The sequence below is a fragment of the Geodermatophilus poikilotrophus genome, from assembly GCF_900111455.1.
In the GTDB taxonomy this organism is placed as follows: Bacteria; Actinomycetota; Actinomycetes; order Mycobacteriales; family Geodermatophilaceae; genus Geodermatophilus; species Geodermatophilus poikilotrophus.
On the sequence record NZ_FOIE01000006.1, the window covers coordinates 280,226 to 302,351 of the forward strand.

At 75.8% G+C, this 22,126-nt stretch carries 24 protein-coding genes; 17 read left to right on the forward strand and 7 right to left on the reverse strand.

The genetic code is table 11. The features are described from left to right. Positions 1 to 53: 53 nt before the first annotated feature. Both leuC and leuD read left to right on the forward strand, forming a co-directional pair. Positions 54 to 1,478, forward strand: coding sequence for a 3-isopropylmalate dehydratase large subunit (leuC, locus tag BMW27_RS15410; protein WP_217638168.1), 1,425 nt, complete (start codon positions 54 to 56; stop codon positions 1,476 to 1,478). Between the two features lie 23 nt (positions 1,479 to 1,501). Beyond that, positions 1,502 to 2,107 carry a 3-isopropylmalate dehydratase small subunit gene (gene leuD, locus BMW27_RS15415; RefSeq protein ID WP_091445584.1) on the forward strand — a complete coding sequence of 202 codons (606 nt, stop codon included), beginning with the start codon at positions 1,502 to 1,504 and terminating at the stop codon, positions 2,105 to 2,107. Positions 2,108 to 2,190: 83 nt separating this feature from the next. On the opposite strand, the gene BMW27_RS15420 is transcribed toward leuD, so the two are convergent. The 3 genes from BMW27_RS15420 to cofC are packed head-to-tail and all read right to left on the reverse strand — an operon-like array spanning position 2,191 to position 5,881. Beyond that, a complete protein-coding gene (locus tag BMW27_RS15420) occupies positions 2,191 to 3,138 on the reverse strand; it encodes an NUDIX hydrolase (protein WP_091445586.1) in 948 nt (315 codons plus the stop codon). Beyond that, positions 3,128 to 5,194 (reverse strand): RNA degradosome polyphosphate kinase, encoded by a 2,067-nt coding sequence (locus BMW27_RS15425; protein ID WP_091445588.1) that lies wholly within the window; start codon positions 5,192 to 5,194, stop codon positions 3,128 to 3,130. Before BMW27_RS15425 ends, BMW27_RS15420 begins: the two co-directional genes overlap by 11 nt. Positions 5,195 to 5,242: 48 nt before the next feature. Continuing rightward, positions 5,243 to 5,881: a 2-phospho-L-lactate guanylyltransferase gene (gene cofC, locus BMW27_RS15430; protein ID WP_245743614.1), complete on the reverse strand. Its 639-nt coding sequence runs from the start codon at positions 5,879 to 5,881 to the stop codon at positions 5,243 to 5,245. 140 nt (positions 5,882 to 6,021) lie between these two features. Here cofC and BMW27_RS15435 point away from each other — a divergent pair, with 140 nt between their 5' ends. The 3 genes from BMW27_RS15435 to BMW27_RS15445 are packed head-to-tail and all read left to right on the forward strand — an operon-like array spanning position 6,022 to position 8,974. Next, a complete protein-coding gene (locus BMW27_RS15435; RefSeq protein ID WP_091445590.1) occupies positions 6,022 to 6,837 on the forward strand; it encodes a lysophospholipid acyltransferase family protein in 816 nt (271 codons plus the stop codon). Continuing rightward, the gene (locus tag BMW27_RS15440; RefSeq protein WP_091445592.1) at positions 6,834 to 7,844 is read left to right on the forward strand and encodes an NAD(P)H-dependent glycerol-3-phosphate dehydrogenase; all 1,011 of its coding nucleotides are present in this window, start codon (positions 6,834 to 6,836) and stop codon (positions 7,842 to 7,844) included. The genes BMW27_RS15435 and BMW27_RS15440 overlap by 4 nt, the downstream gene beginning before the upstream one ends. Continuing rightward, positions 7,841 to 8,974 carry a cystathionine gamma-lyase gene (locus BMW27_RS15445; RefSeq protein WP_091445594.1) on the forward strand — a complete coding sequence of 378 codons (1,134 nt, stop codon included), beginning with the start codon at positions 7,841 to 7,843 and terminating at the stop codon, positions 8,972 to 8,974. The genes BMW27_RS15440 and BMW27_RS15445 overlap by 4 nt, the downstream gene beginning before the upstream one ends. Before the next feature lie 6 nt (positions 8,975 to 8,980). Here the strand turns inward: BMW27_RS15445 and BMW27_RS15450 are convergent, their stop codons facing one another. Then, on the reverse strand, positions 8,981 to 9,784 hold the full coding sequence (locus BMW27_RS15450; RefSeq protein WP_091445793.1) for a CDP-alcohol phosphatidyltransferase family protein: 804 nt from the start codon (positions 9,782 to 9,784) through the stop codon (positions 8,981 to 8,983). 92 nt (positions 9,785 to 9,876) lie between these two features. Here BMW27_RS15450 and BMW27_RS15455 point away from each other — a divergent pair, with 92 nt between their 5' ends. Next, the gene (locus BMW27_RS15455; protein ID WP_091445595.1) at positions 9,877 to 11,031 is read left to right on the forward strand and encodes a D-alanine--D-alanine ligase family protein; all 1,155 of its coding nucleotides are present in this window, start codon (positions 9,877 to 9,879) and stop codon (positions 11,029 to 11,031) included. Then, the gene (locus BMW27_RS15460) at positions 11,028 to 11,675 is read left to right on the forward strand and encodes a hypothetical protein (protein ID WP_091445597.1); all 648 of its coding nucleotides are present in this window, start codon (positions 11,028 to 11,030) and stop codon (positions 11,673 to 11,675) included. Before BMW27_RS15455 ends, BMW27_RS15460 begins: the two co-directional genes overlap by 4 nt. Before the next feature lie 125 nt (positions 11,676 to 11,800). Here BMW27_RS15460 and BMW27_RS15465 read toward each other — a convergent pair whose 3' ends face one another. Together BMW27_RS15465 and BMW27_RS15470 are read right to left on the reverse strand one after the other, a co-directional pair. Further along, positions 11,801 to 12,343 (reverse strand): DUF3515 domain-containing protein, encoded by a 543-nt coding sequence (locus BMW27_RS15465; RefSeq protein WP_091445598.1) that lies wholly within the window; start codon positions 12,341 to 12,343, stop codon positions 11,801 to 11,803. Positions 12,344 to 12,435: 92 nt separating this feature from the next. Further along, complete coding sequence (locus BMW27_RS15470) at positions 12,436 to 12,669, reverse strand: Lrp/AsnC ligand binding domain-containing protein (protein ID WP_012950031.1); 234 nt, start codon at positions 12,667 to 12,669, stop codon at positions 12,436 to 12,438. A gap of 92 nt (positions 12,670 to 12,761) precedes the next feature. Here BMW27_RS15470 and BMW27_RS15475 point away from each other — a divergent pair, with 92 nt between their 5' ends. The 3 genes from BMW27_RS15475 to BMW27_RS15485 are packed head-to-tail and all read left to right on the forward strand — an operon-like array spanning position 12,762 to position 14,918. Then, on the forward strand, positions 12,762 to 13,796 hold the full coding sequence (locus BMW27_RS15475; protein ID WP_245743616.1) for a thiamine-phosphate kinase: 1,035 nt from the start codon (positions 12,762 to 12,764) through the stop codon (positions 13,794 to 13,796). Then, positions 13,780 to 14,289 (forward strand): GNAT family N-acetyltransferase, encoded by a 510-nt coding sequence (locus BMW27_RS15480; RefSeq protein WP_091445600.1) that lies wholly within the window; start codon positions 13,780 to 13,782, stop codon positions 14,287 to 14,289. Before BMW27_RS15475 ends, BMW27_RS15480 begins: the two co-directional genes overlap by 17 nt. After that, on the forward strand, positions 14,286 to 14,918 hold the full coding sequence (locus BMW27_RS15485; RefSeq protein ID WP_091445602.1) for a cytidylate kinase-like family protein: 633 nt from the start codon (positions 14,286 to 14,288) through the stop codon (positions 14,916 to 14,918). Before BMW27_RS15480 ends, BMW27_RS15485 begins: the two co-directional genes overlap by 4 nt. A gap of 203 nt (positions 14,919 to 15,121) precedes the next feature. Here the strand turns inward: BMW27_RS15485 and rpmB are convergent, their stop codons facing one another. Beyond that, positions 15,122 to 15,304 (reverse strand): 50S ribosomal protein L28, encoded by a 183-nt coding sequence (rpmB, locus tag BMW27_RS15490; RefSeq protein WP_425283681.1) that lies wholly within the window; start codon positions 15,302 to 15,304, stop codon positions 15,122 to 15,124. A gap of 183 nt (positions 15,305 to 15,487) precedes the next feature. On the opposite strand from rpmB, the gene BMW27_RS15495 reads away from it, so the two are divergent. The 7 genes from BMW27_RS15495 (at position 15,488) to rpmF (ending at position 22,126) form a co-directional block, all read left to right on the forward strand. Continuing rightward, complete coding sequence (locus BMW27_RS15495) at positions 15,488 to 17,116, forward strand: DAK2 domain-containing protein (RefSeq protein ID WP_091445603.1); 1,629 nt, start codon at positions 15,488 to 15,490, stop codon at positions 17,114 to 17,116. Further along, complete coding sequence (recG, locus tag BMW27_RS15500) at positions 17,116 to 19,296, forward strand: ATP-dependent DNA helicase RecG (RefSeq protein ID WP_217638169.1); 2,181 nt, start codon at positions 17,116 to 17,118, stop codon at positions 19,294 to 19,296. The genes BMW27_RS15495 and recG overlap by 1 nt, the downstream gene beginning before the upstream one ends. Next, positions 19,293 to 19,847 carry a 16S rRNA (guanine(966)-N(2))-methyltransferase RsmD gene (rsmD, locus tag BMW27_RS15505; protein ID WP_091445605.1) on the forward strand — a complete coding sequence of 185 codons (555 nt, stop codon included), beginning with the start codon at positions 19,293 to 19,295 and terminating at the stop codon, positions 19,845 to 19,847. Before recG ends, rsmD begins: the two co-directional genes overlap by 4 nt. Then, positions 19,844 to 20,326 carry a pantetheine-phosphate adenylyltransferase gene (gene coaD, locus BMW27_RS15510; RefSeq protein WP_091445607.1) on the forward strand — a complete coding sequence of 161 codons (483 nt, stop codon included), beginning with the start codon at positions 19,844 to 19,846 and terminating at the stop codon, positions 20,324 to 20,326. Before rsmD ends, coaD begins: the two co-directional genes overlap by 4 nt. Before the next feature lie 73 nt (positions 20,327 to 20,399). Continuing rightward, on the forward strand, positions 20,400 to 21,089 hold the full coding sequence (locus BMW27_RS15515) for a hypothetical protein (RefSeq protein ID WP_091445609.1): 690 nt from the start codon (positions 20,400 to 20,402) through the stop codon (positions 21,087 to 21,089). A 307-nt stretch (positions 21,090 to 21,396) separates the two neighbouring features. Then, positions 21,397 to 21,945, forward strand: a complete 549-nt coding sequence (locus tag BMW27_RS15520) for a YceD family protein (protein WP_091445611.1) — start codon at positions 21,397 to 21,399, stop codon at positions 21,943 to 21,945. 1 nt (position 21,946) lies between these two features. Then, a complete protein-coding gene (rpmF, locus tag BMW27_RS15525; protein ID WP_012950020.1) occupies positions 21,947 to 22,126 on the forward strand; it encodes a 50S ribosomal protein L32 in 180 nt (59 codons plus the stop codon).

Genomic DNA, 22,126 nt, shown 5'->3' on the forward strand with positions numbered 1-22,126 from the left:
TGACCAGCCCGGTCCTCGCCAGGGAGCGGGCCCCGACCCCGGAGGGACCAGCCGTGCCGAAGACCCTGGCGGAGAAGGTCTACGACGCCCACGTCGTGCGCAGCGCCGCGGGCGAGCCGGACCTGCTCTACATCGACCTGCACCTGGTGCACGAGGTGACCAGCCCGCAGGCGTTCGACGGCCTCCGCGCCGCCGGCCGCACCGTGCGCCACCCCGAGCTCACGATGGCCACCGAGGACCACAACGTCCCGACGCTGGAGATCCTCAAGCCCATCGCCGACCCGGTCAGCCGCGCGCAGGTCGAGGCGCTGCGGAAGAACGCCGCCGAGTTCGGCATCCGGCTGGCCCCCATGGGCGACCGCGACCAGGGCATCGTGCACGTGATCGGCCCGCAGCTGGGGCTGACCCAGCCGGGCACGACCATCGTCTGCGGCGACAGCCACACCTCCACGCACGGCGCCTTCGGTGCACTGGCCTTCGGCATCGGCACCAGCGAGGTCGAGCACGTGCTCGCGACGCAGACCCTGCCGCAGTACCGGCCCAAGCAGATGGCCGTGACCGTCGACGGCGAGCTGCCCGAGGGCGTCTCGTCGAAGGACGTCATCCTGGCCGTCATCGCGGAGATCGGCACCAACGGTGCCGCCGGCCACGTCATCGAGTACCGCGGCAGCGCCATCGAGGCGCTGTCGATGGAGGCCCGGATGACGATCTGCAACATGTCGATCGAGGCCGGCGCCCGCGCCGGGCTGATCGCGCCGGACGAGACCACCTTCGAGTTCCTGCGGGGCCGCCCGCACGCGCCGCAGGGCGCGGACTGGGACGCCGCCGTCGAGTACTGGCGCACGCTGCGCACCGACGAGGGTGCGGTCTTCGACACCGAGGTCGTGCTCGACGCGGCGTCCCTGACGCCGTTCGTCACCTGGGGCACCAACCCCGGCCAGGGCCTGCCGATCGCGGAGTCGGTGCCCGACCCGGCCGCCATCGCCGACGAGGGCGAGCGCCGTGCCGCCGAGCAGGCGCTGGCGTACATGGGCCTGACCCCCGGCACGCCGCTGCGCGAGATCGAGGTGGACACCGTCTTCCTCGGCTCCTGCACCAACGGACGGATCGAGGACCTGCGGATCGCCGCCGAGCTACTGCGGGGCAAGCACATCGACCCGGACACCCGCATGCTCGTCGTCCCCGGGTCGGTCGGCGTCAAGCTGCAGGCCGAGGCGGAGGGCCTGGACCGGGTGTTCACCGAGGCCGGTGCAGAGTGGCGTGGCGCCGGGTGCTCGATGTGCCTGGGCATGAACCCCGACCAGCTCAAGCCCGGGGAGCGGTCGGCCTCGACCAGCAACCGCAACTTCCAGGGCCGGCAGGGCAAGGGCGGGCGCACCCACCTGGTGTCGCCGTCGGTCGCCGCGGCCACCGCGCTGACCGGGCGGCTCACCGCCCCCGCCGACCTGGCCGACGCCCCCGTCCCGGCCACCGTCTGACCCGCACTGGAGCACTGATCGCCATGGACGCCTTCACCACGCACACCGGCACCGCGGCCCCGCTGCGCCGCAGCGCCGTCGACACCGACCAGATCATCCCCGCGGAGTACCTCAAGCGGATCACCCGCACCGGGTTCGAGGACGGCCTGTTCGTCGCCTGGCGCAGGAACGAGCCCGACTTCGTGCTCAACCAGCCGCGGTACGCCGACGCGTCGATCCTCGTGGCCGGTCCCGACTTCGGCACCGGGTCCTCCCGCGAGCACGCCTGCTGGGCGCTGCTCGACGGCGGGTTCCGCGTGGTCATCAGCTCGCGGTTCGCCGACATCTTCAAGAACAACTCGACCAAGTCCGGGCTGCTCACGGTCATCCTGCCGCAGGCCGAGGTCGAGGCGCTGTGGGCGGCGGCGGAGGCCGACCCCACCACGCAGGTGACCGTCGACCTGCAGGACAAGCAGGTCACCTACGGCGGGCACCGCGTGCCGTTCGAGATCGACGACTACACCCGGTGGCGGCTGCTGGAGGGCCTCGACGACGTCGGGCTCACCGAGCGGCACCTCACCGACATCGAGGCCTTCGAGGCCCGCCGTCCGGCCTGGCTGCCCAAGGCGCTCCCGGCCCAGCCCGCCTGAGGACGGGGTCGCCCTCCCGCTGCGTCCCGGTGGTCGTCCACGACCGACCGCGCGAGCCCACGGGGGTGGGGAGGAGGGGTGCTTCAGCGCAGGCCGGTGACGGCCGGCTCCTCGGCGCTGTCGGCCGAGAAGTCCCGGTAGTAGTCGGCCGACAGCGCGCCCGGTCGCCCGCCCAGCACCCACGTGCTGCCCTTCGCCGCAGGCGGGTGCAGCGCGCCGGGAACGCCGGCGAAGCGGACGCCGAGTGCCGCCAGCACCGACGGGATCGCCCCGCCCTGGCTGCAGACGACGGCCACTCCCGGCTCCCCACGCGGGCCGAGCAGCCGCTCGACCGCGCCGAGGGCCGCCTGCGGATCGGCGGCGAACTCCTCCTCGCCGAGCGGGGGCAGTGGGTCGATGCCCCGGCCCAGCCGGTCGGCCAGCGGCTCGAGGGTCTCCCGGCAGCGGACCCGCTCGGCGCTCAGCAGCTCCACCGGCCGGAACAGCGGCAGCACCGCGGCCAGCCGCGCCGCCTGCCGGCGGCCCCTGGCATCCAGGGGCCGAAGCTCGTCGGGCCCGTCCCAGTCCGACTTGCTGCCGGCCTTGGCGTGCCGGACCAACAGCAGCGAGGGCTCCCGCGGGACGTCGGCGCGTGCCAGGTCGGCCAGCACGGCGCGGTCGTGGGCGTGGCTGACCAGCGAGCAGGCCTCCTCGACCGGCAGCCAGCGCAGCTCGTCGACCTCGTCGTTGGGTGCGAACTCCCCGCCGACCACCCGCATCAGCCAGTAGTCGACCCGCTTGGGACCCTCCGCCACCTCGTACTCGGTGCGCACGCTGCGCCGTCCGACGACGACCTCCAGCCCGGTCTCCTCGGCCACCTCGCGCACCGCGGTCTCCAGCAGGTGCTCGCCCTCGTCGGGCTTGCCCTTGGGCAGCGACCAGTCGTCGTACTTGGGCCGGTGCACCAGCGCGGTCTGGAGGCCGCCGCCGTCCGCCGGGCGCCACAGCGCGCCGCCGGCCGCGCGGACGAGACGGCCGCCCTCAGCCGGCATGGTCCACCGCCGCCGCCATCAGGGCGGCCTGGTAGTCGCACTCACCGCTGCGCGTCCACGCGCCGTCGCTGCCCAGCTCCCAGCAGCGCACGCCGTCGGCCATCGCGGCGTCGAAGACGTCCTGCAGCTGGCGCGCGGCGGTGTCGTCGCACACCCGCAGCAGCACCTCGACGCGGCGGTCGAGGTTGCGGTGCATCAGGTCGGCGCTGCCGAGCCACCACTCACCCTCGCCGCCGTTGGCGAACCACATCGCCCGGGAGTGCTCCAGGAAGCGGCCGACGATGGAGCGCACCCGGATGTTCTCCGACAGGCCCGGGACGCCGGGGCGCAGCGAGCAGATGCCGCGGATCAGCAGCTCCACCGGCACGCCGGCCGCCGACGCCTCGTAGAGGGCGTCGATGAGCTCCTCGTCGACCAGCGAGTTCACCTTGATGCGGATGCCGGCCGGCCGGCCCTCGCGGGCGTTGCGGGCCTCCCGCCGGATCTTCTCCACCAGCCCGGGGCGGATGCTGTGCGGCGCCACCATGAACCGGCGGTAGGTCGTCTGCCGCGAGTAGCCGGTGAGCGTGTTGAACAGGTCGGTCAGGTCGGCGCCCACCCGCGGGTCGGCGGTCAGGATGCCGAGGTCCTCGTAGAGCCGGGCGGTCTTGGGGTTGTAGTTGCCCGTGCCGATGTGGCAGTAGCGGCGGATCACGCCGTGCTCCCGGCGCACCACCAGCGCCGTCTTGCAGTGGGTCTTGAGCCCCACCAGCCCGTAGACGACGTGGCAGCCGGCCCGCTCCAGCGACCGGGCCCAGCTGATGTTGGCCTCCTCGTCGAAGCGCGCCTTGATCTCCACGAGGACGACGACCTGCTTGCCGGCGTGCGCGGCGTCGATGAGCGCGTTCACGATCGGCGAGTCACCCGAGGTCCGGTACAGGGTCTGCTTGATCGCCAGCACGTCCGGGTCGGCGGCGGCCTGCTCGATGAAGCGCTGCACGCTGGTCGCGAACGAGTGGTACGGGTGGTGGACGAGCACGTCGCCCTCCCGCAGCGTGGCGAACACGCTCTTGGGCGTCTCGCCCTCGCTGAGCCGCGGGTGGGTGGCCGGCACGAACGGCTCGTCCTTGAGCTCCGGGCGGTCGAGCCCGTAGAGCTCCCACAGCGCGGCGAGGTCGAGCAGCCCGGGCACGTGGACGACGTCGGACTTGCCGACCTCCAGCTCGCTGACCAGCACGTCGAGGATCGCCGGGTCCATCGGCTCGGCGACCTCCAGCCGCACCGCCGGCCCGAAGCGGCGGCGGGCCAGCTCGCGTTCCAGGGCCTGCAGCAGGTCCTCGTCGCGGTCCTCCTCCACCTCCAGGTCGGCGTTGCGGGTGACCCGGAACAGGTGGTGGCCGATGACGTCGAGGCCGGGGAACAGCTGCGGCAGGTGCGCCGCGATGAGGTCCTCGAGGGGCAGGAACGTCGCACCCGGGGCCGGGTCGGCACCCCCCACGGGCACGAACCGCGGCACGTTGTTGGGCACCTTGAGCCGGGCGAAGCGCGGGGCGCCGGTGTCGGGGTCGCGGACCTGGACGGCGAGGTTCAGCGACAGCCCGCTGATGTAGGGGAACGGGTGGGCCGGGTCGACCGCCAGCGGGGTCAGCACCGGGAACACCTGGTCGCGGAAGTACTCCCGCAGCCGCTTGGTCTCGTCGTCGGCCAGCTCGCCCCAGTGCACGATCCGGATGCCGGACTCCTCCAGGCGCGGGCTGATGTCCTTGGTGAAGACGTCGGCGTGCCGGTGCACCAGGTCGCGGGTCCGCTCGGTGACCAGCGCCAGCTGCTCGCGGATGGTCAGCCCGTCGGGCGAGCGGACCGTCAGCCCGGTGCTCTGCCGGCGCTTCAACCCGGCGATGCGGACCATGTAGAACTCGTCGAGGTTGCCGGCGAAGATCGCCAGGAACTTGACCCGCTCCAGCAGCGGCAGGGAGTCGTCCTCCGCCAGCTCGAGCACACGGGAGTTGAAGTCCAGCCACGACAGCTCGCGGTTGATGTACCGGTCGGCCGGGGCGCCGGATCTGGTCGGGGGCACGGGCTCATCGTGCCGCAGTCCGGTTGCCGGTGCGTGACCAGCAGCAGGTCAGCCGGAGGCCCGGGTCGCCCCGCCGAGCAGTGCCGCGGTGTGCGGCCCGACGCCCAGCGCGAGGGCGCCGCGCAGGTCGCCGGGCGTGTCCACGTCCCGCTCCAGGCCGGGCCAGTCGCCGGTCAGCGGAACGGCGCCGCCGGCCGCGTGCCGCCGCGCCGACCCGGCCCCGAAGGCGGGGGAGAGGCCGGTGCCGGCGGCGGTGAGCAGCGTCGTCCCGGTGCCCTGCGCGTCGGGGACGAAGCAGCGCGGCGCGGCCTCCGCCGCGGCCAGGGCGGCGGTCAGCTCCTCCGGGCGCAGGGCCGGCAGGTCCGAGGAGAGCGCCGCCACCGCCGTCCCCCCGGTGGCGCGGGCGCCGTGCTCGAGGGCCGGGTTGAGGCCGCGGTCGGGCTCGTCGGGGACCGTGCGGGCACCCAGCCGGGTGACCTCCGCGGCGGCCGCGGGGTCGTCGGTGACGACCAGGACGCCGGCGACGGCGGGGGAGGCCAGTGCCGCGGCGACGGTGTCGGCGAGCAGCGCCAGGACCAGCCGGTCGTGCGCGTCCGGCGGGCCCTCCAGGCCCTCGGGCAGCGGCGTGAGGCGGCTCTTGGCCAGCGGCAGCCGCTTCGCCGGGACGACGACCGACCACGCGCGCACGGCCACAATGTGAGCACACCGGCGCCGGGGTGCGGACCGGGCGGCTGCACCCCGGTGCGCTCCGGGGACCGACCCAGGGCCGATCATGGGCTCTCACGACGTCCCGGCCGGCAGTGGCCGGGCGCAGGAGGGAGGAACCGGTGACGCAGGACGGGTTCCCGCAGACCGGGGTGTCGCGCCGTGCCGGAGCCCCGCCGTCCCGGTGGCGCACCCGCAGGCCGCTGCCGCCGGCGCTGCTGTTCTGCGTCGCGGTCATCTACCCGGTCACCGCGCTGCTGTTCCGGATGCGGTACCGGCACGCCGAGCGCTTCCCCCGCACCGGCCCGGTGCTCCTGGTGGCCAACCACGTGTCCGTGCTCGACCCGCTGGCCTGCGCGCGGCTGGTCTGGGACTGCGGCCGCGTGCCGCACTTCCTGGCCAAGGAGGCGGTCTTCACCGGGCTCGCCGGCAGGATCCTGCGCGCCGCCGGGCAGATCCCGGTCGCCCGCGGCCGGGCCGACGCCCGCGCGTCCCTGGCGGCCGCCGAGGCCGACCTGGCCGCCGGCAACGTCGTCGTGATCTACCCGGAGGGGTCGGTGACCCGGGACCCCGACTGGTGGCCCATGGAGGCCCGCACCGGGGTGGCGCGGCTGGCGCTGACCACCGACGCCGTCGTCCTCCCGGTGGCGCAGTGGGGTCCGCAGCGGGTGCACGACTACCACACCAAGCAGCTGCGCCTGCGGCTGCGCGCGCCCGCCGACCACCTGGTCGGCGAGCCGCTGGACCTCACCGACCTGCGGGCCCAGGTCCGCGCCGGCCGGCCGATGACCGGGGACCTGCTGCGCGAGGTGACCGACCGGATGATGGCCTGCGTGCGCGACCAGCTGGCCGAGCTCCGCGGGGAGCCGGCACCTCCCACGAGCACCCCCCACCCGCGGCGCGCGCTGCCCGGTGACCTGCCGGGGAGTGCCGCGTGAGGGCGTCCACGGGGTCCCGGGCCGCCGTCCTGGGGGCCGGTTCCTGGGGGACCACCTTCGCGAAGGTGCTGGCCGACGCCGGCTGCACGGTGCTGCTGCACGCCCGCCGTCCGGAGCTGGCGCACGCGATCGGCGAGACCCGCGAGAACGCCGAGTACCTGCCCGGCATCCGGCTGCCCGACCGGCTGCGCGCCACCGCGGACGCCGCCGAGGCCCTCGCCGACGCCGAGATCGTGGTGCTCGCCGTCCCCTCACAGTCGCTGCGGGACAACCTCACCGAGTGGGCGCCGCTGCTGCCGGCCGACGCGGTCCTGCTCTCGCTGATGAAGGGCATCGAGCTGGGCAGCACCAAGCGGATGAGCCAAGTGATCTGCGAGGTCACCGGCGCCGGCCCCGACCGGGTCGCCGCGCTGTCGGGCCCGAACCTGGCGCGCGAGATCGCCGAGGAGCAGCCGGCCGCCACCGTGGTGGCCTGCACCGACCACGACCGCGCGGCGCAGGTGCAGGCGGCCTGCCACACCCCCTACTTCCGCCCGTACACCAACCAGGACCTCGTGGGCTGCGAGCTCGGCGGGGCGGTGAAGAACGTCATCGCACTGGCCTGCGGCATTACCGAGGGCATGGGCTTCGGCGACAACACCCGCGCCTCGCTCATCACCCGCGGCCTCGCCGAGACCGCCCGGCTCGGTGCCGCCCTCGGTGCCGAGCCGGCCACCTTCGCCGGGCTCGCCGGGCTGGGCGACCTGGTGGCCACCTGCAGCTCCCCGCTGTCGCGCAACCGGACGTTCGGGGAGCGGCTGGGGCGCGGCATGTCCGTCGAGGAGGTGCAGCGGAGCACCCGGCAGGTGGCCGAGGGGGTCAAGAGCTGCCGGTCGGTGCTGGACCTGGCGCGGGCGCACGGGGTCGACGTGCCGCTCACCGAGGCGGTCGTCCGGGTGTGCCACGACGGCGTCCCCGTGACGCAGATGGTCAAGGAGATCATGTCCCGGGAAGCGAAGCCGGAGTGACCGACGGGACGTGGGGCGACGGCACCCGCTCGGTCCGGGCCGGTGAGGAGGCGCCCGTGCCGGGCGCGCCGCTGCGGCCCTCGCCGGTCTTCGCCGCCCCGTACCACCTGGGCGACCGCCCACCCCGCGCGGACGGCGCCGACGCCTACGCGCGCACCGAGCACCCCACGCTGCGGGTCTTCGAGGCGGCGGTCGGCGAGCTCGACGGCGGCCGGTGCCTGTCCTTCGCGACCGGCATGGCCGCGATCAGCGCGGCGGTGCTGGCGGTCGTGCGGGCCGGCGACCGCGTGGTGCTGCCGTCGGACGGCTACTACGCGACCCGCCTGCTGGCCGGCGACGAGCTCGAGCGCTACGGCGTGACCGTCGAGTACGTGGCCACCCCGGAGATCGGTGCGGTCGCGGCTCGCGGCGACCTCGAGGGTGCCCGGTTCGTGCTGCTCGAGACGCCGAGCAACCCGCTGCTGGACGTCTGCGACATCGCCGCCGTCGCCCGCGCCACCCGTGCCGCCGGAGCCGTGCTCGCCGTCGACAACACGACCGCCACCCCCCTGGGCCAGCGGCCGCTGGCGCTGGGCGCCGACCTGACCGTCGGCAGCGACACCAAGGCGCTCACCGGCCACAGCGACCTGCTGCTCGGCCACGTCAGCACCACCGACGAGGCGCTGTACGCGAGCCTGAAGTCCTTCCGCGACCACACCGGCGGCACGCCCGGCCCCTTCGAGGCGTGGCTGGGGCACCGCTCGATGAGCACGCTGGACCTGCGGCTGGCCCGGCAGGCGGCCACCGCGGCGGCGGTCGCCGACCTCCTGGCCGCGCACCCGGCGGTGGGCGGCGTCCGCTGGCCGTGGCGGCCCGGGGACCCCTCGTACGACCTCGCCGCCCGGCAGATGCTGCGCCCGAACGGTGTCGTCTCCGCCGAGCTGCCCGACGCGGCGGCGGTCGCGCGGCTGCTGGCGGCCGGCCGGCTCTGGACGGCGGCCACCAGCTTCGGCGGGGTGCACAGCACCGTCGACCGGCGGGCGCAGTGGGGTGGGGACGCCGTCCCGGAGGGGTTCGTGCGGCTGTCCTGCGGCATCGAGGACACCGCCGACCTGGTGGCCGACCTCACCGCCGCGCTGGACGCGGTCTGAGGCGGCTCAGCCGGTCGCGGCCGGCTCACCGCGCCGACGGCGGGCCGCCCGCGCGGTCAGCCACAGGCTCACCCCGACGTAGTAGACGAGGTAGGACAGCGACAGCGCCACCACGACCGGGTGCGGGTCGGGCACCTGCAGCAGCAGGACGGCGTAGCTGACCAGCCAGACCACCGTCAGCGCGAGGCTCAGCCCGCGCAGCGCCTGTGTGCGCGAGGGGTACAGGTAGCGGACCGGCACGAAGACCAGGAGCGAGCAGACCACCAGCACCGCCGCGATCGCGCCCGGCCCGAGATCCAGGACGACGGCGTAGAAGGCGACGACGTTCCAGTAGCTGGGGAAGCCCAGGAAGGTGTGGTCGTCGGTCTTCGCGTCCACCCGGCAGAACTGGTAGCTGGAGGCCAGCAGCGGCAGCGCGGCCACGACCCACCCGAGCACGCCGTCGGGCAGCGACCCGGTGGTCCACAGCAGCACGACGGGGGCGAAGGCGTAGGTCAGGTAGTCGACGATGTCGTCGAGCCGCGCCCCGTCGAACCAGGGGATCGTCTCCTTGACCCGCATCCGGCGGGCGAGCATCCCGTCGGTGCCGTCGATGACGAGGGCGACCAGGCCCAGCCAGAGCGCGGCCACCGCGTCGCCGTCGAACGCGGCGAGCACGATGAGCAGCGCCAGCACCGTGCCGCTGGCGGTGTAGAGGTGCACGGCGGCCCCGGCCAGCCGCAGCCCGCGCGGGAAGGACGGCGGGACGACGTCGTCGGCCGCCGTCCCCGGGAGGCTCCCGCCAGGCGGGACGGCCAGGTTCTCGCGCATCGACGACGAGGTTCCCACACCGCCGGTGCCGCGGCGCGGTCCACCGCCCGTCGTCCGGGCACGGTGGGCGGCCTCGACTAGGGTCGGCCGCGATGAGCGGACAGGCGGGCAAGCTGCGGATCGCGGTCGTCTTCGGCGGCCGCAGCGCGGAACACTCCATCTCCTGCGTCTCCGCCGGGGCCGTCCTCGCGGCGCTGGACCCCGACCGGTACGACGTCGTCCCCGTGGGCATCGCCCGCGACGGCCGCTGGGTGCTCGCCGACCCGGCGCAGCGCCTGGCGATCGCCGAGGGGGAGCTGCCGGAGGTCACGGGCGGGACGGCGGTCTCCCTGGTGGGCGATCCGGGAGGACGGGGGCTGGCCGTCCTCGAGCCGGCCGCCGGCCCGGCCTCCGCGCTGACCGAGGTGGACGTCGTCTTCCCGGTGCTGCACGGCGCGTACGGCGAGGACGGCACCATCCAGGGGCTGCTGGAGATGAGCGGCATCCCCTACGTGGGCTCGGGCGTCTTCGCCAGCGCGGCGTCGATGGACAAGGAGTTCACCAAGAAGCTGCTGGCGGCCGCCGGGCTGCCGCAGGGTGCCCACGTCGTGCTGCGGGACGCGTCGGGCGCGGTGTCGGCCGACCCCGGCGTGCTCGACGACGCGGACCGCGAGCGGCTGGGTCTGCCGGTGTTCGTGAAGCCCTGCCGCGCCGGGTCCAGCATCGGGATCACCAAGGTGGCCGACTGGGCGCAGTTCCCCGAGGCGGTGGCGACCGCCGCCGCGGTCGACCCCAAGGTGATCGTGGAGGCCGCCGTCCCCGGACGGGAGGTGGAGTGCGGCGTGCTCGCCCGGCCGGACGGGCCCCCGCAGGCCAGCCTGCCGGCCGAGGTCCGGCTGCGCCCGGGCACCGAGTGGTACGACTTCGCCGCCAAGTACCTCGACGACTCGGTCGACTTCGACGTGCCGGCCGACCTCACCCCGGAGCAGACCCGGCTGGTGCAGGAGGCCGCGCGCAAGGCGTTCCTGGCGCTGGACTGCCGAGGCCTGGCGCGGGTCGACTTCTTCCTCGGCACCGGCCCGGACGGCGCCGACCGGCTCGTGGTCAACGAGGTCAACACCATGCCCGGCTTCACCCCGATCTCGATGTACCCGCGGATGTGGGCGGCGACCGGCGTCGACTTCGCCACGCTGGTGGACCGGCTCGTCGAGGTCGCCCTGGCCGCCCACCCGGCTGCCGAGGCGACGCTGGACGGCACCCGGGCGTGAGCCCGCCGGCGGTCGTCCGGCACGGCGGCCTGGTGCTGCTGCTGGCCCTGCTGCCGGGCTGCGCGACCCCGGCCGACGGCGGGGCGTCCGCCGCACCCGCCGCAGAGACGCCGGACACCCCCCAGCAGCTCGAGGAGCTGGTCGTCCCCGCCGTGGCGTCCGGCCTGCCGCGGGTCCCCGACGACGCCCTGTCACCCCCGGCGGGGGAGAAGTCGGTGGAGGACGTCGCCGGCTACGCCGAGGACGCCGCCCGCGAGCGCGAGGTGCTGCACGACTACGGCTACCGGTTCGGCTGGGAGCGCTACTGGGGGTCCGGGTCGGGTCCGCTGACCACCGTCTTCACCCACCAGTTCCGGACGCCCGAGGGCGCCGCGGCCTTCACCCGGGACGTGGCCGAGCACGACGGCGACGTCTACGGGGGTGTGCTGCGCGAGGAGCCGCCGGTGCTGCCCGCCGGCTGCCGGCTGCTGCAGCTCGACCGGGGTGCCCCGGCGGTCGGGGTGACCTCGCCGGCGGCGTTCGCGTGGTGCGCGCGAGGGGTGTTCAGCGTCGCGGTCACCGCCGTCGGCGGGTCGGTGGACGCGGTGACCGAGGAGGTGCGGGCCGTGGTGGTGGCCCAGCTGGACCGGCTGCCCCCGTCCTGACGGACGCCGGTGACGGGACGGGGCGGCCACCCTCCAGGGTCCCGCCGGCCCCGCCCGGAGCTCGCTGCGAGCCTGCGAGCGGTGAGGAGGACGGGGTCTCCGAGTGGGGGGAGGGTGGTCCTCCTTCAGCCGCCGGCGTCGACCGGCTGCACGGGGAGGGTGCCGTCGAGGACCGGGCCGAGCGCGGTGACCGGCGCGCTGTCGGTGTCCGCCGAGACGGTCACGCGCACGTACACCGGCCGGTCGACGGCGGTCCACACGATGCTGTCGGGGTCGCTGGTGTCCACCAGCCAGTCGACCCCGTTGACCTTGATCAGCGGGGACGTCGGCTCCAGCGCGGCCGGCCGCTCGACGCCGCAGACCAGCACGACCGGCGGCTCGCCCCAGGCGTAGGCGTAGGGGCTGGCGGACTGCACCGGGCGGGACGGCTCGCCGGCCAGCTCGAGCGGGAGCGCGCCCATCAGGGCGGGGCACGCGGCGTCGGCCTCCGGGGTCACCGGGGGGACCTCCACCGGCAGCGGTGGCAGCTCGGCCCGCCCCGGGGCCGGCGTCCCGCCGACGTCGGCGACCACGTCGTCGGCCTGGTCCCCGGCGGTGTCGTCCTCCCCGCCGAGGACGCGGGTAAGCACCAGGAGCACGACCACCAGCGGCAGGGCGACCGCGGTCACGACGAGCGCGACGCGGCGCAGCGGGTCGTCCGGTCGGGACGGCCGCGGCGACGGCTCCCCGGTGTCCGGGGCGGGGTTCTCGGTCAGCGCGCTCAGATGTTGACGACGGGGCAGGTCAGCGTGCGGGTGATGCCGTCGACCGACTGCACCCGGGCGACGACCAGCCGGCCGAGCTCGTCGACGGTCTCGGCCTCGGCCCGCACGATCACGTCGTAGGGACCCGTGACGTCCTCGGCCTTGGTGACACCCGAGATCTCGCTGATGCTCGACGCCACCTGGGCGGCCTTGCCGACTTCGGTCTGGATGAGGATGTAGGCGTGGACCACGGGAGACCTTTCCTCGGGCGGCGCTGCGGGTGCGGCGTGCGCGCCGGCGGGCGGACAGTTCGGCAACCTACCCCAGCGGGCTGGAGGGACCGGTGACTCGTCCCCGCCCGCTGGTCCCGCGGGACGACCCCGCCGACAGCGTGCGGGTCGTCGGCGAGTTCGGCGTGATCGCCCGCGTGCTCGCGCGCTCCGGTACGGCCCGGGTCGCCGACGTCGGACCCGGTGACGACGCCGCCGTGCTCCGCGCCCCCGACGGCCGCGTGGTCGCGACCACGGACGTCCTCGTCGAGGGCCGGCACTTCCGGCGCGACTGGTCCTCGGCCGAGGACGTCGGGCACAAGGCGGCCGCGGCCAACCTCGCCGACGTCGCCGCGATGGGCGGGGTGACGACCGCGCTGCTGGTCGGGCTGGCCTGCCCGCCGGACACCCCGACGACGTGGCTGGAGGGCGTGGCCGCCGGACTGGCCGCGGAGTGCGCGCCGCTGGGGGCGGCCGTCGTCGGCGGCGACACGGTGTCGTCGGCCCCCGACAGCGGCGCCGTCGTCCTGTCGGTGACCGCGCTGGGCGACCTGGGGGGCCGGGCGCCGGTGCTGCGCTCGGGTGCCCGGCCGGGGGACGTGCTCGCCCTGGCCGGCCGGCTCGGCTGGTCGGCGTGCGGTCTGGCCGTGCTGCGGCGCGGGTTCACCAGCCCGGCCGCGGCGGTGGCCGCGCACCGCCGTCCGGCGCCGCCCTACGCCGCCGGGCCGGCCGCGGCCGACGCCGGTGCGACGGCGATGTGCGACGTCAGCGACGGGCTGCTGGCCGACGCCGGGCACCTGGCCGAGGAGAGCGGCGTGCTCGTCGACGTCGACCGGGCGGCGCTGGTCCGGGCGACCCTGGAGCTGCCCGGCCCGCTGCAGCAGGTGGCGGCCGCCCTCGGCGGGGACCCGATGGCGTGGGTGCTGACCGGTGGGGAGGACCACGCGCTGCTGGCGACCTTCCCCGCCGGGTCCGCGCTGCCGGAGGGTTGGGTGCCGATCGGCACGGTGCACGCCGGGGGCGCCGGCGTGCGGGTCGACGGCGAACCGGCCGAGGCGGCGGCCGCGGCCGTCGGGGCGGAGGGGACCGGGCATGCGCACTTCCGCTGAGGCCCGGCTGGCCGACGGCCGCCCGGTCACGCTCCGGGCCGTGGCCTACGACGACCCGCTCGCCCGCGAGATGGTGGCCCGTGTGCAGCAGGAGTACGTGACCCGCTACGGCGGTCCCGACGAGGCGGTCGTCGACCCGGCCGAGTTCACCCCACCGGCCGGGCTGTTCCTCGTCGCCGAGGTGGACGGCGTCCCCGCGGGGTGCGGCGGCTGGCGGGTGCACGAGCCGGGCGTGGCCGAGGTCAAGCGCGTGTACGTGGCGCCCGGGTTCCGCCGGCAGGGCCTGGCGCAGCTGCTCATGGCCGCGCTCGAGGAGAGCGCGGCCGCGGCCGGCGCCCGGTCGGTGGTGCTGAACTCCGGGTCCCGGCAGCCGGAGGCGCTGGCGCTGTACGCCACCCTCGGCTACACCTCTGCACCCGGGTACGGCGTGTACGCCGGCCTGCCCGGGGCGGTGTTCCTGGGCAAGGGACTGGACGATGAGGAGGAGCGGTGAGCGGAGCCGGTGTGGTGACGATCTCGGCTTCCTACGGCGCGGGCGGTGACCAGGTCGGTCCGGCCGTCGCCGCGCACCTGGGCCTGGTCTTCCACGACCGGGCCATCCCCGCGCAGGTGGCCGGCCGGCTCGGCGTCCCGCTGGCCGAGGCGGAGGCCAACGACGAGACCGTCGCCCGTGGGCTGTGGCGCATCGTCGCCTCCCTCGGCAGCATGCCCGACCCGATGGGCGGCGTCGTCCCGGTGACCGAGCAGCTCGACGAGCGGACGTTCCGGCTGCAGACCGAGCGGGTGGTGCGCGAGATCGCCGACGGGCCGGGCGGGGTGGTCCTCGGCCGTGCCGCCGCGCTGGTGCTCGGCGACCGGCCCGGCACGCTGCACGTCCGCCTCGACGGCCCCGAGGAGCGGCGGCTCGACGCGGTCGTGGTGCGCACCGGGCGCCCGCGCGACGAGGTGCGGCGGGAGCTGCGGGCCAACGACGCGGCGCGGGAGGGGTACGTGCGGCGGTCCTACCGCGTCGACGCGACCTCGCCGCGCAGCTACCACCTGGTGATCGACAGCACGGCCCTGCCGTTGCAGACGGTCGTCGACCTCGTGGTCGACGCCGCCCGCGCCCGCGGCATCGGCTGAGGTCCTCGCCTCGCCGGGGACAAGCGGGGGGCAGCCGGCCCGGGACGCGACGGAGCCCGGAGGTCCGAGGACCTCCGGGCTCCGTGTGGCGTTCGGCCCCTGCAGGGTCCCGCCGCGAGCTCGCGGGTGGCGAGAGCAGGGCCGGCCCCGCGTCAGGGTCCCGGCCCGAGCTCGCGAGGGCTGGGGGGACGCGGGGTCCTTCGTCAGGCGCGCACGACCTTGCCCGCCCGGATGCACGAGGTGCAGGCGTTGATGCGGCGACGGTTGCCCGGGGCGACGAGCGCCCGCACGGACTGGATGTTCGGGTTCCAACGGCGCGGCGTGCGGCGGTGCGAGTGCGACACCGACATACCGAAACCGGGCCCCTTGCCACAGACATCGCACACGGCAGCCACGGTGGATCACTCCCAGAGATTCGTTTCACGGACGGCGGCACGCCGACGCGCCCGCACACAGACCAACGGAGAGTCTAGCCGTTCCCCGGCGGCGACGTCGCGGAGGGCGGCCGGAGCGCGCCCGGGCCCCGTTGCGCGCCCGGCGCCGTCGGTCCGCGTGGGTACCCTCCGGCCGTGCTGCCGGCGCTCGACGACGCCGCGGTCGGCCAGTGGTGCCGGGCCGCGGTCGCCGTGCTGTCCGCGGCGCGGGGCCGCCTCGACGACCTCAACGTCTTCCCCGTGCCCGACGGCGACACCGGGACCAACCTGCTGGCCACCGCCGAGGCCGCCCTGGCCACGCTCGACGAGGCCGGTCCCGACCGGGCCGAGCCGGCCTGGGCGCTCGTGGCCCGCGGTGCCGTGCTGGGCGCCCGCGGCAACTCCGGCACCATCCTCGCCCAGCTGTGGCGCGGGCTGGCCGACCAGCTGGCGGGCCAGCCCCCGGCCGACGGGCCCACCCTCGCCGCCGCGCTGCAGAAGGCCGCCGACAGCGCCTACGGCGCCGTCGCCGACCCGGAGGAGGGGACGTTCCTCACGGTGGCGCGGGCCGGCGGTGAGGCGGCGGTCGCCGCGGTCGCCGGCGGGCACACCGGCCTGGGCGAGGTGGTGCGGGCCGCGGCGGACGGCGCCCGTGCCGCCCTCGAGGCGACGCCGGGACAGCTGGCCGCGCTGCGCGACGCAGGCGTGGTCGACGCAGGGGGAGCGGGGCTGTGCCTGGTCCTCGACGCCCTGGTCGCCACGGTGACCGGTGCCGAGCCCGACCGCCCGCCGCTGGTCCGCCGGGCCGAGCGCGGCCTGCACGCCGGGCACCACCACGGGCACGACCCCGGCGACCTGCCCCACCAGCCGCCCGCCGGCCCGGGCAGCGAGGTGCAGTACCTGCTCGCCGACAGCGACGAGGTCGCCGTGGCCAAGCTGCAGGACCGGCTGGCCGCCCTCGGCGACAGCCTGGTGGTCGTCGGCGTCGACACCCCCGGCGGGCGCGAGTGGAACGTGCACGTGCACGTCGGCGACGTCGGCGCGGCCATCGAGGCCGGCATCGAGGCCGGCCGGCCGTACCGCATCTCGGTGACCCCGCTGGCCCCGGTGCGGGCGCCGGCGCCGGCCCCCGGCGCGCGTGCGGTCGTCGCGATCGTCCCCGGTGGCGGGCTCGCCGAGCTGTTCACCGACGAGGGCGCCACCGTCGTCCCCTGCGGCCCCGGCGGCGTGGCCGAGGACGACGTGCTCGCCGCGGTCCTGGGGTCCGGCGCGGCCGGCGTCGTCGTGCTGCCCAACGACCCGACCCTCACCGCCCTGGCCTCCCGCGCCGCCGAGCGCGCCCGCGAGGAGGGGCGCGACGTCGCGGTCGTCCCCACCCGCTCGCCGGTGCAGGGCCTCGCGGCGCTCGCCGTCGCCGACCCCTCCCGGCGCTTCGGCGACGACATCGTCACGATGGCCGAGGCGGCCGCGGCCACCCGCTGGGCCGAGGTCGCCGTCGCCGAGCACGAGGCGCTGACCAGCGCCGGCCGCTGCGCGCCCGGCGACGTGCTGGGCTCGGCGGAGGGCGACGTCCTGCTCATCGGCAGGGAGCCGGCCGCGGTCGCCTGCGAGCTGCTCGACCGCATGCTCTCCGCCGGCGGGGAGCTGGTCACCGTCGTCGCCGGCTCCGACACCGACCTCGCCGACGCCGTCTGCGCGCACGTGGCGGGGGTGCACCCGACCGTCGAGGTGACCCGCTACGACGGCGCACCCGAGGGGGTCCGGCTGCAGGTGGGGGTGGAGTAGTGGCCGTCGACATGGCCACCCGGCTGGACCGGGTGCTCGGCGCCAAGACCGCCAAGGCGATGGCCGAGCAGCTCGAGCTGTACACGGTGCGCGACCTGCTGCGGCACTACCCGCGCCGGTACGCCAAGCGCGGGGAGATGACCCGCCTCGACGACCTCCAGGTCGGCGACCGGGTGACCGTGCTGGCCCAGGTGCGCAAGGTGGCCACGCGGAAGATGCGCAACCGCCCGGGCACCCTCACCGAGGTCACCGTGGGCGACGGCGCGGGGTCCATGCAGCTGGTCTTCTTCAACCGCAGGCACGCGAACCTGCGCGAGGGGGCCTGGGGGCTGTTCGCCGGCACCGTCGGCGAGTACCGCAGGAGCAAGCAGTTCGCCCACCCGGACTGCCACCTCATCACCGGGGACGACGACACGGACTGGGCCCGCGCGCTCATCCCGATCTACCCGGCGAGCAAGGACGTCTCCAGCTGGGTCATCCAGAAGTCGGTCCGGCTGCTGCTCGACGCCTCCGGCGGCTTCGGCTTCGTCGAGGACCCGCTGCCCGAGGAGCTGCGCACCCGGCACGGGCTGCCCAGCCTGGCGGCGGCGCTGCTCGACATCCACCGGCCCACCTCCGACGATGACGTCGAGCGGGCCGGGTACCGGCTCAAGTGGGACGAGGCGCTCACCCTCCAGCTGACCCTCGCCGCCCGCCGCCGCGCCGCCGCGCTGGAGCCCGGGATCGCCCGGCCGCGACGCCCCGGGGGCCTGCTGGACGCCGTCGACGCGGCCCTGCCGTTCGCGCTCACCGACGGCCAGTGCGCGGTGGGGGAGGAGCTCGCCGCCGAGCTGGCCCGCGAGCAGCCCATGCACCGGCTGCTGCAGGGCGAGGTCGGCGCCGGCAAGACCGTCGTCGCGCTGCGCGCCATGGCCCAGGTCGTCGACGCCGGCGGCCAGGCCGCGCTGCTGGCCCCCACCGAGGTGCTCGCCGCCCAGCACGCGCGCAGCATCGGCGCGATGCTCGGCCCGCTGGGTCGCGCCGGCGAGCTGGACGGCGACCCGGCCGGCACCCGCGTGGTGCTGCTCACCGGCTCGCAGAAGGCCGCTGCGCGCCGGCAGGGCCGCGCCGCGGTGGCCGACGGCAGCGCCGGCATCGTCGTCGGCACGCACGCGCTGCTGCAGGAGGGCGTGGACTTCGCGGACCTCGGCCTGGTCGTCATCGACGAGCAGCACCGCTTCGGCGTCGAGCAGCGCGACGCGCTGCGGGCCAAGGGCAACCGGCCCCCGCACGTGCTGGTGATGACCGCGACGCCGATCCCGCGGACGGTCGCGATGACCGTCTACGGCGACCTGGAGACCTCCACGCTGCGCCAGCTGCCGGGCGGGCGCGGCGGGGTGGCCAGCTCGGTGGTCCCGGTCCGCGACAAGCCGGCCTGGCTCGACCGCGCCTGGGAGCGGCTGCGCGAGGAGGTCGCCGCCGGCCGGCAGGCCTACGTCGTCTGCCCGCGCATCGGTGAGGACGCCGCCACCGAGGAGGAGCCCGACGACGCCGACGGTGCCCCGGCCGGGGAGGGCTCGGACCGCCGTCCGCCGCTGGCCGTCCTCGACGTGGCCGAGGATTTGCGCGCCGGGCCGCTGGCCGGGCTGCGCCTGGAGGTGCTGCACGGCCGGATGACCCCGGAGGACAAGGAGGCGCGGATGCGCGCCTTCGCCGCGGGGGAGGTCGACGTCCTGGTCGCCACCACCGTCGTCGAGGTCGGCGTCGACGTGCCCAACGCCACCGTGATGGTCGTGATGGACGCCGACCGCTTCGGCGTCAGCCAGCTCCACCAGCTGCGCGGCCGGGTGGCCCGTGGCAGGCACCAGGGCCTGTGCCTGCTGGTCTCCGAGGCGTCTGCGCCCTCGGCCACCGGGCAGCGGCTGGCTGCGGTGGCCGGCACCTCCGACGGGTTCGAGCTGGCCCGGCTGGACCTGGAGACCCGCCGCGAGGGCGACGTGCTGGGTGCCGCGCAGTCCGGCCGCCGCTCGGGCATCAGGATGCTCTCCCTGCTGGAGGACGAGCAGCTCATCGCCGAGGCCCGCACGGAGGCCACCGCGCTGCTGGCCACCGACCGCGGGCTGGCCGACTTCCCGGGTCTGGCGGTGGAGGTGGCCGCGCTGGCCACCGACGAGCGCGCGGAGTACCTGGAGAAGGCGTGACGCGGCTGATCGCAGGTGTGGCCGGCGGGCGGCGGTTGACGGTGCCCCCGTCGGGGGTGCGGCCCACCCGCGACCGTGCCCGGGAGGGGTTGTTCAACAGCCTGGGCACCCTGCTGGACCTCGACGGCGCCGCGGTCCTGGACCTCTACGCCGGGTCCGGGGCGCTGGGGTTGGAGGCGCTCAGCCGCGGCGCGTCCCGGGTGGTGTTCGTCGAGAACGGCCCGCGGGTGCTGCCGGTGCTGCGGGCCAACCTCGAGGCGGTCGGCCTGCCCGGCGGGCGCATCGTGTCCGGCTCGGTGCCCTCCGTTGTCGCCGGGCCGCCGCCGGCCCGTTTCGACCTCGTCCTCGCCGATCCGCCCTACGCCACGCCGCTGCCCGAGGTCCTCGGCGTGCTGGCGGCGCTGCTCAGCGGGGAGTGGCTGGCCGAGGGCGCGGTCGTCGTGGTCGAGCGCTCCAGCCGCGAGGCGCCCTTCGAGTGGCCGACACCCCTGCGCGGACTGCGCGACCGTCGCTACGGCGAGGCCGTGCTCCGGTACGGTCGCTGTCCGTGAGGCGAGCGGTCTGCCCCGGGTCGTTCGACCCCGTGACGAACGGCCACGTCGACGTCGTCAGCCGGGCTGCGGCCCTGTACGACGAACTGGTCGTCGCCGTCCTGGTGAACCCCGGCAAGGCCGGGCTGTTCACCGTCGACGAGCGCATCGCGCTGCTGCGCGACGCGCTCGTCGACGTGCCCAACGTGGTCGTCGACAGCTTCCAGGGCCTGCTCGTCGACTACTGCCGCAGCAACGACATCCCGGTGATCGTCAAGGGGCTGCGCGCGGTCAGCGACTTCGAGTACGAGCTGCAGATGGCGCAGATGAACCGCGAGCTGGCCGGGGTGGAGACGCTCTTCGTGCCCACGGCCCCGCAGGTCGGCCACCTGTCCTCCAGTCTGGTCAAGCAGATCGCCACCTTCGGCGGCGACGTCTCGGGGCTGGTGCCCAAGGCCGTGCACGAGCGGCTCACCGCGCACCGGGAGCAGGGCACGTGACCGGGCTCGCGAGGTCGTGCGAGGACACCGCACCGCCGGTCGCGGCCCCGACGAGCGCCGGTGAGGAGGAGATGTGACCGAGGTCGTCTACCGGCTGTACGAGACCGTCGACGAGCTCAGCAGCGTCATCGAGAACGCGCGCAGCGTGCCGATGTCCGGCGGCTCCTGCATGGTCCCCCGCGACGTCGTGCTCGACCTGCTGGACGACCTCCGCGAGAACCTGCCGGCCGAGGTGCACAAGGCCGGCGCGATCGTCGAGCAGCGCACCGAGATCCTCCAGCAGGCGCAGGCCGAGGCCGAACGGCTGACCGGCCGCACCCGCAGCGAGACCGAGCAGGTGGTCGGCGCGGCCCGGCGGCAGCGCGAGGAGATCCTCGGCACGGCCCGTCGGCAGCGCGACGACCTGCTGGCCCGCGCCCAGGCCGAGGCCGAGGACCTGCTCGCCCGCGCCGAGGAGGAGGCCGAGCAGGTCGCCGAGGAGGCCCGCCGGCAGTACGAGGCACTGATCGCCGACGCCCAGGCCCAGCAGGCCGAGATCCTGGCGGCCGCGCAGGCCGAGCACGAGCGGCTGATCAGCGAGACGGAGGTCTACCGGGGCGCGGTCGACCGCGCCGACGAGCTCGGGGCGCAGACCGCCGCGGACGTCGCCCGGATGCGCACCGAGGTCGACGAGTACGTCGACACCCGGCTCGCCGACTTCGGCGGCACCCTGGAGCGGATGCTGCGCTCGGTGGAGAAGGCACGCGCCAACCTCCGCGATTGAGGGACCCCGCGTCCCCCGCAGGCCCGGGACGGGGCCGTGACTCGGGGCCGTCCGGGGGGTCTCGACGCGGGGCCGCCCGGACCGTCACCACGCCGGGGGCGGTGCCCTGCAGGGGCTCCTCCGGGCCGGACGGGCCGCGTCGCGCATCGGGTAGGCTGGGTACCTGGTCCGACCGCCGGAGGTCCCCGCACCCCGGCCGGGCCTCCCCCCGATGCCTACCGCGAGTACCGACATGCCTGCCGCACAGCCGCCCCGCCCAGGCGCCGCGTCCCCGGACGCCCGGCGTCCCGGCGCCAACCCCTGGTCCGTGGACCTGCGCGAGCTCGGCCGCCGCGCCGGCTCGATGCAGGAGCTGGAGCGCGCGCTGCCGGCGCCCGCCGACTGGCGGGTCGAGCTCATCGGCGTCCCCGAGGGGGCCGAGGTCCGGCTCCGGCTGCGGCTGGAGTCGGTGATGGAGGGCGTGCTGGTCACCGGCGAGGTCGACGTCCCCGTCACCGGTTCGTGCGCGCGCTGCCTGGAGCCGATCGAGGACACCCTCGAGCTCGACGTCCAGGAGCTGTTCGCCTACGCGGGCAGCACCACCGAGGCCACCAGCGAGGAGGACGAGGTCCGCCGCGTCGAGGGCGACCACATCGACCTCGAGCCGATGGTCCGCGACCTCGTCGTCCTGGGCCTCCCGCTCGCGCCGACCTGCACCGAGGACTGCGCCGGCCTGTGCGTCGACTGCGGGCAGCGCCTCGACGACCTGCCCGCCGACCACACGCACGAGCAGCTCGACCCGCGCTGGGCCGGGCTCGCCGGCCGTTTCGCCTCCGCACCGGGCACCCCCGGTGCGGACAACCCAGAGGAGAACTGACGTGGCCGTCCCGAAGCGGAAGATGTCCCGCGCCAACACCCGCGCCCGGCGCTCGCAGTGGAAGGCGTCCGCGCCCACCCTGACGCCGTGCCCGAACCGCGCCTGCGGCCAGCCCAAGCCGCCGCACCAGGCCTGCCCGAACTGCGGGCAGTACGCGGGCCGTCAGGTCCTCTCGGTCTGA

Bases quoted from the DNA above. Each gene is read 5' to 3' on its own strand.
- BMW27_RS15480 (WP_091445600.1), top strand. From the start codon at position 13,780: ATGCGCACTTCCGCTGAGGCCCGGCTGGCCGACGGCCGCCCGGTCACG.
- BMW27_RS15455 (WP_091445595.1), top strand. From the start codon at position 9,877: ATGAGCGGACAGGCGGGCAAGCTGCGGATCGCGGTCGTCTTCGGCGGC.
- leuD (WP_091445584.1), top strand. From the start codon at position 1,502: ATGGACGCCTTCACCACGCACACCGGCACCGCGGCCCCGCTGCGCCGC.
- BMW27_RS15450 (WP_091445793.1), bottom strand. From the start codon at position 9,784: ATGCGCGAGAACCTGGCCGTCCCGCCTGGCGGGAGCCTCCCGGGGACG.
- BMW27_RS15420 (WP_091445586.1), bottom strand. From the start codon at position 3,138: ATGCCGGCTGAGGGCGGCCGTCTCGTCCGCGCGGCCGGCGGCGCGCTG.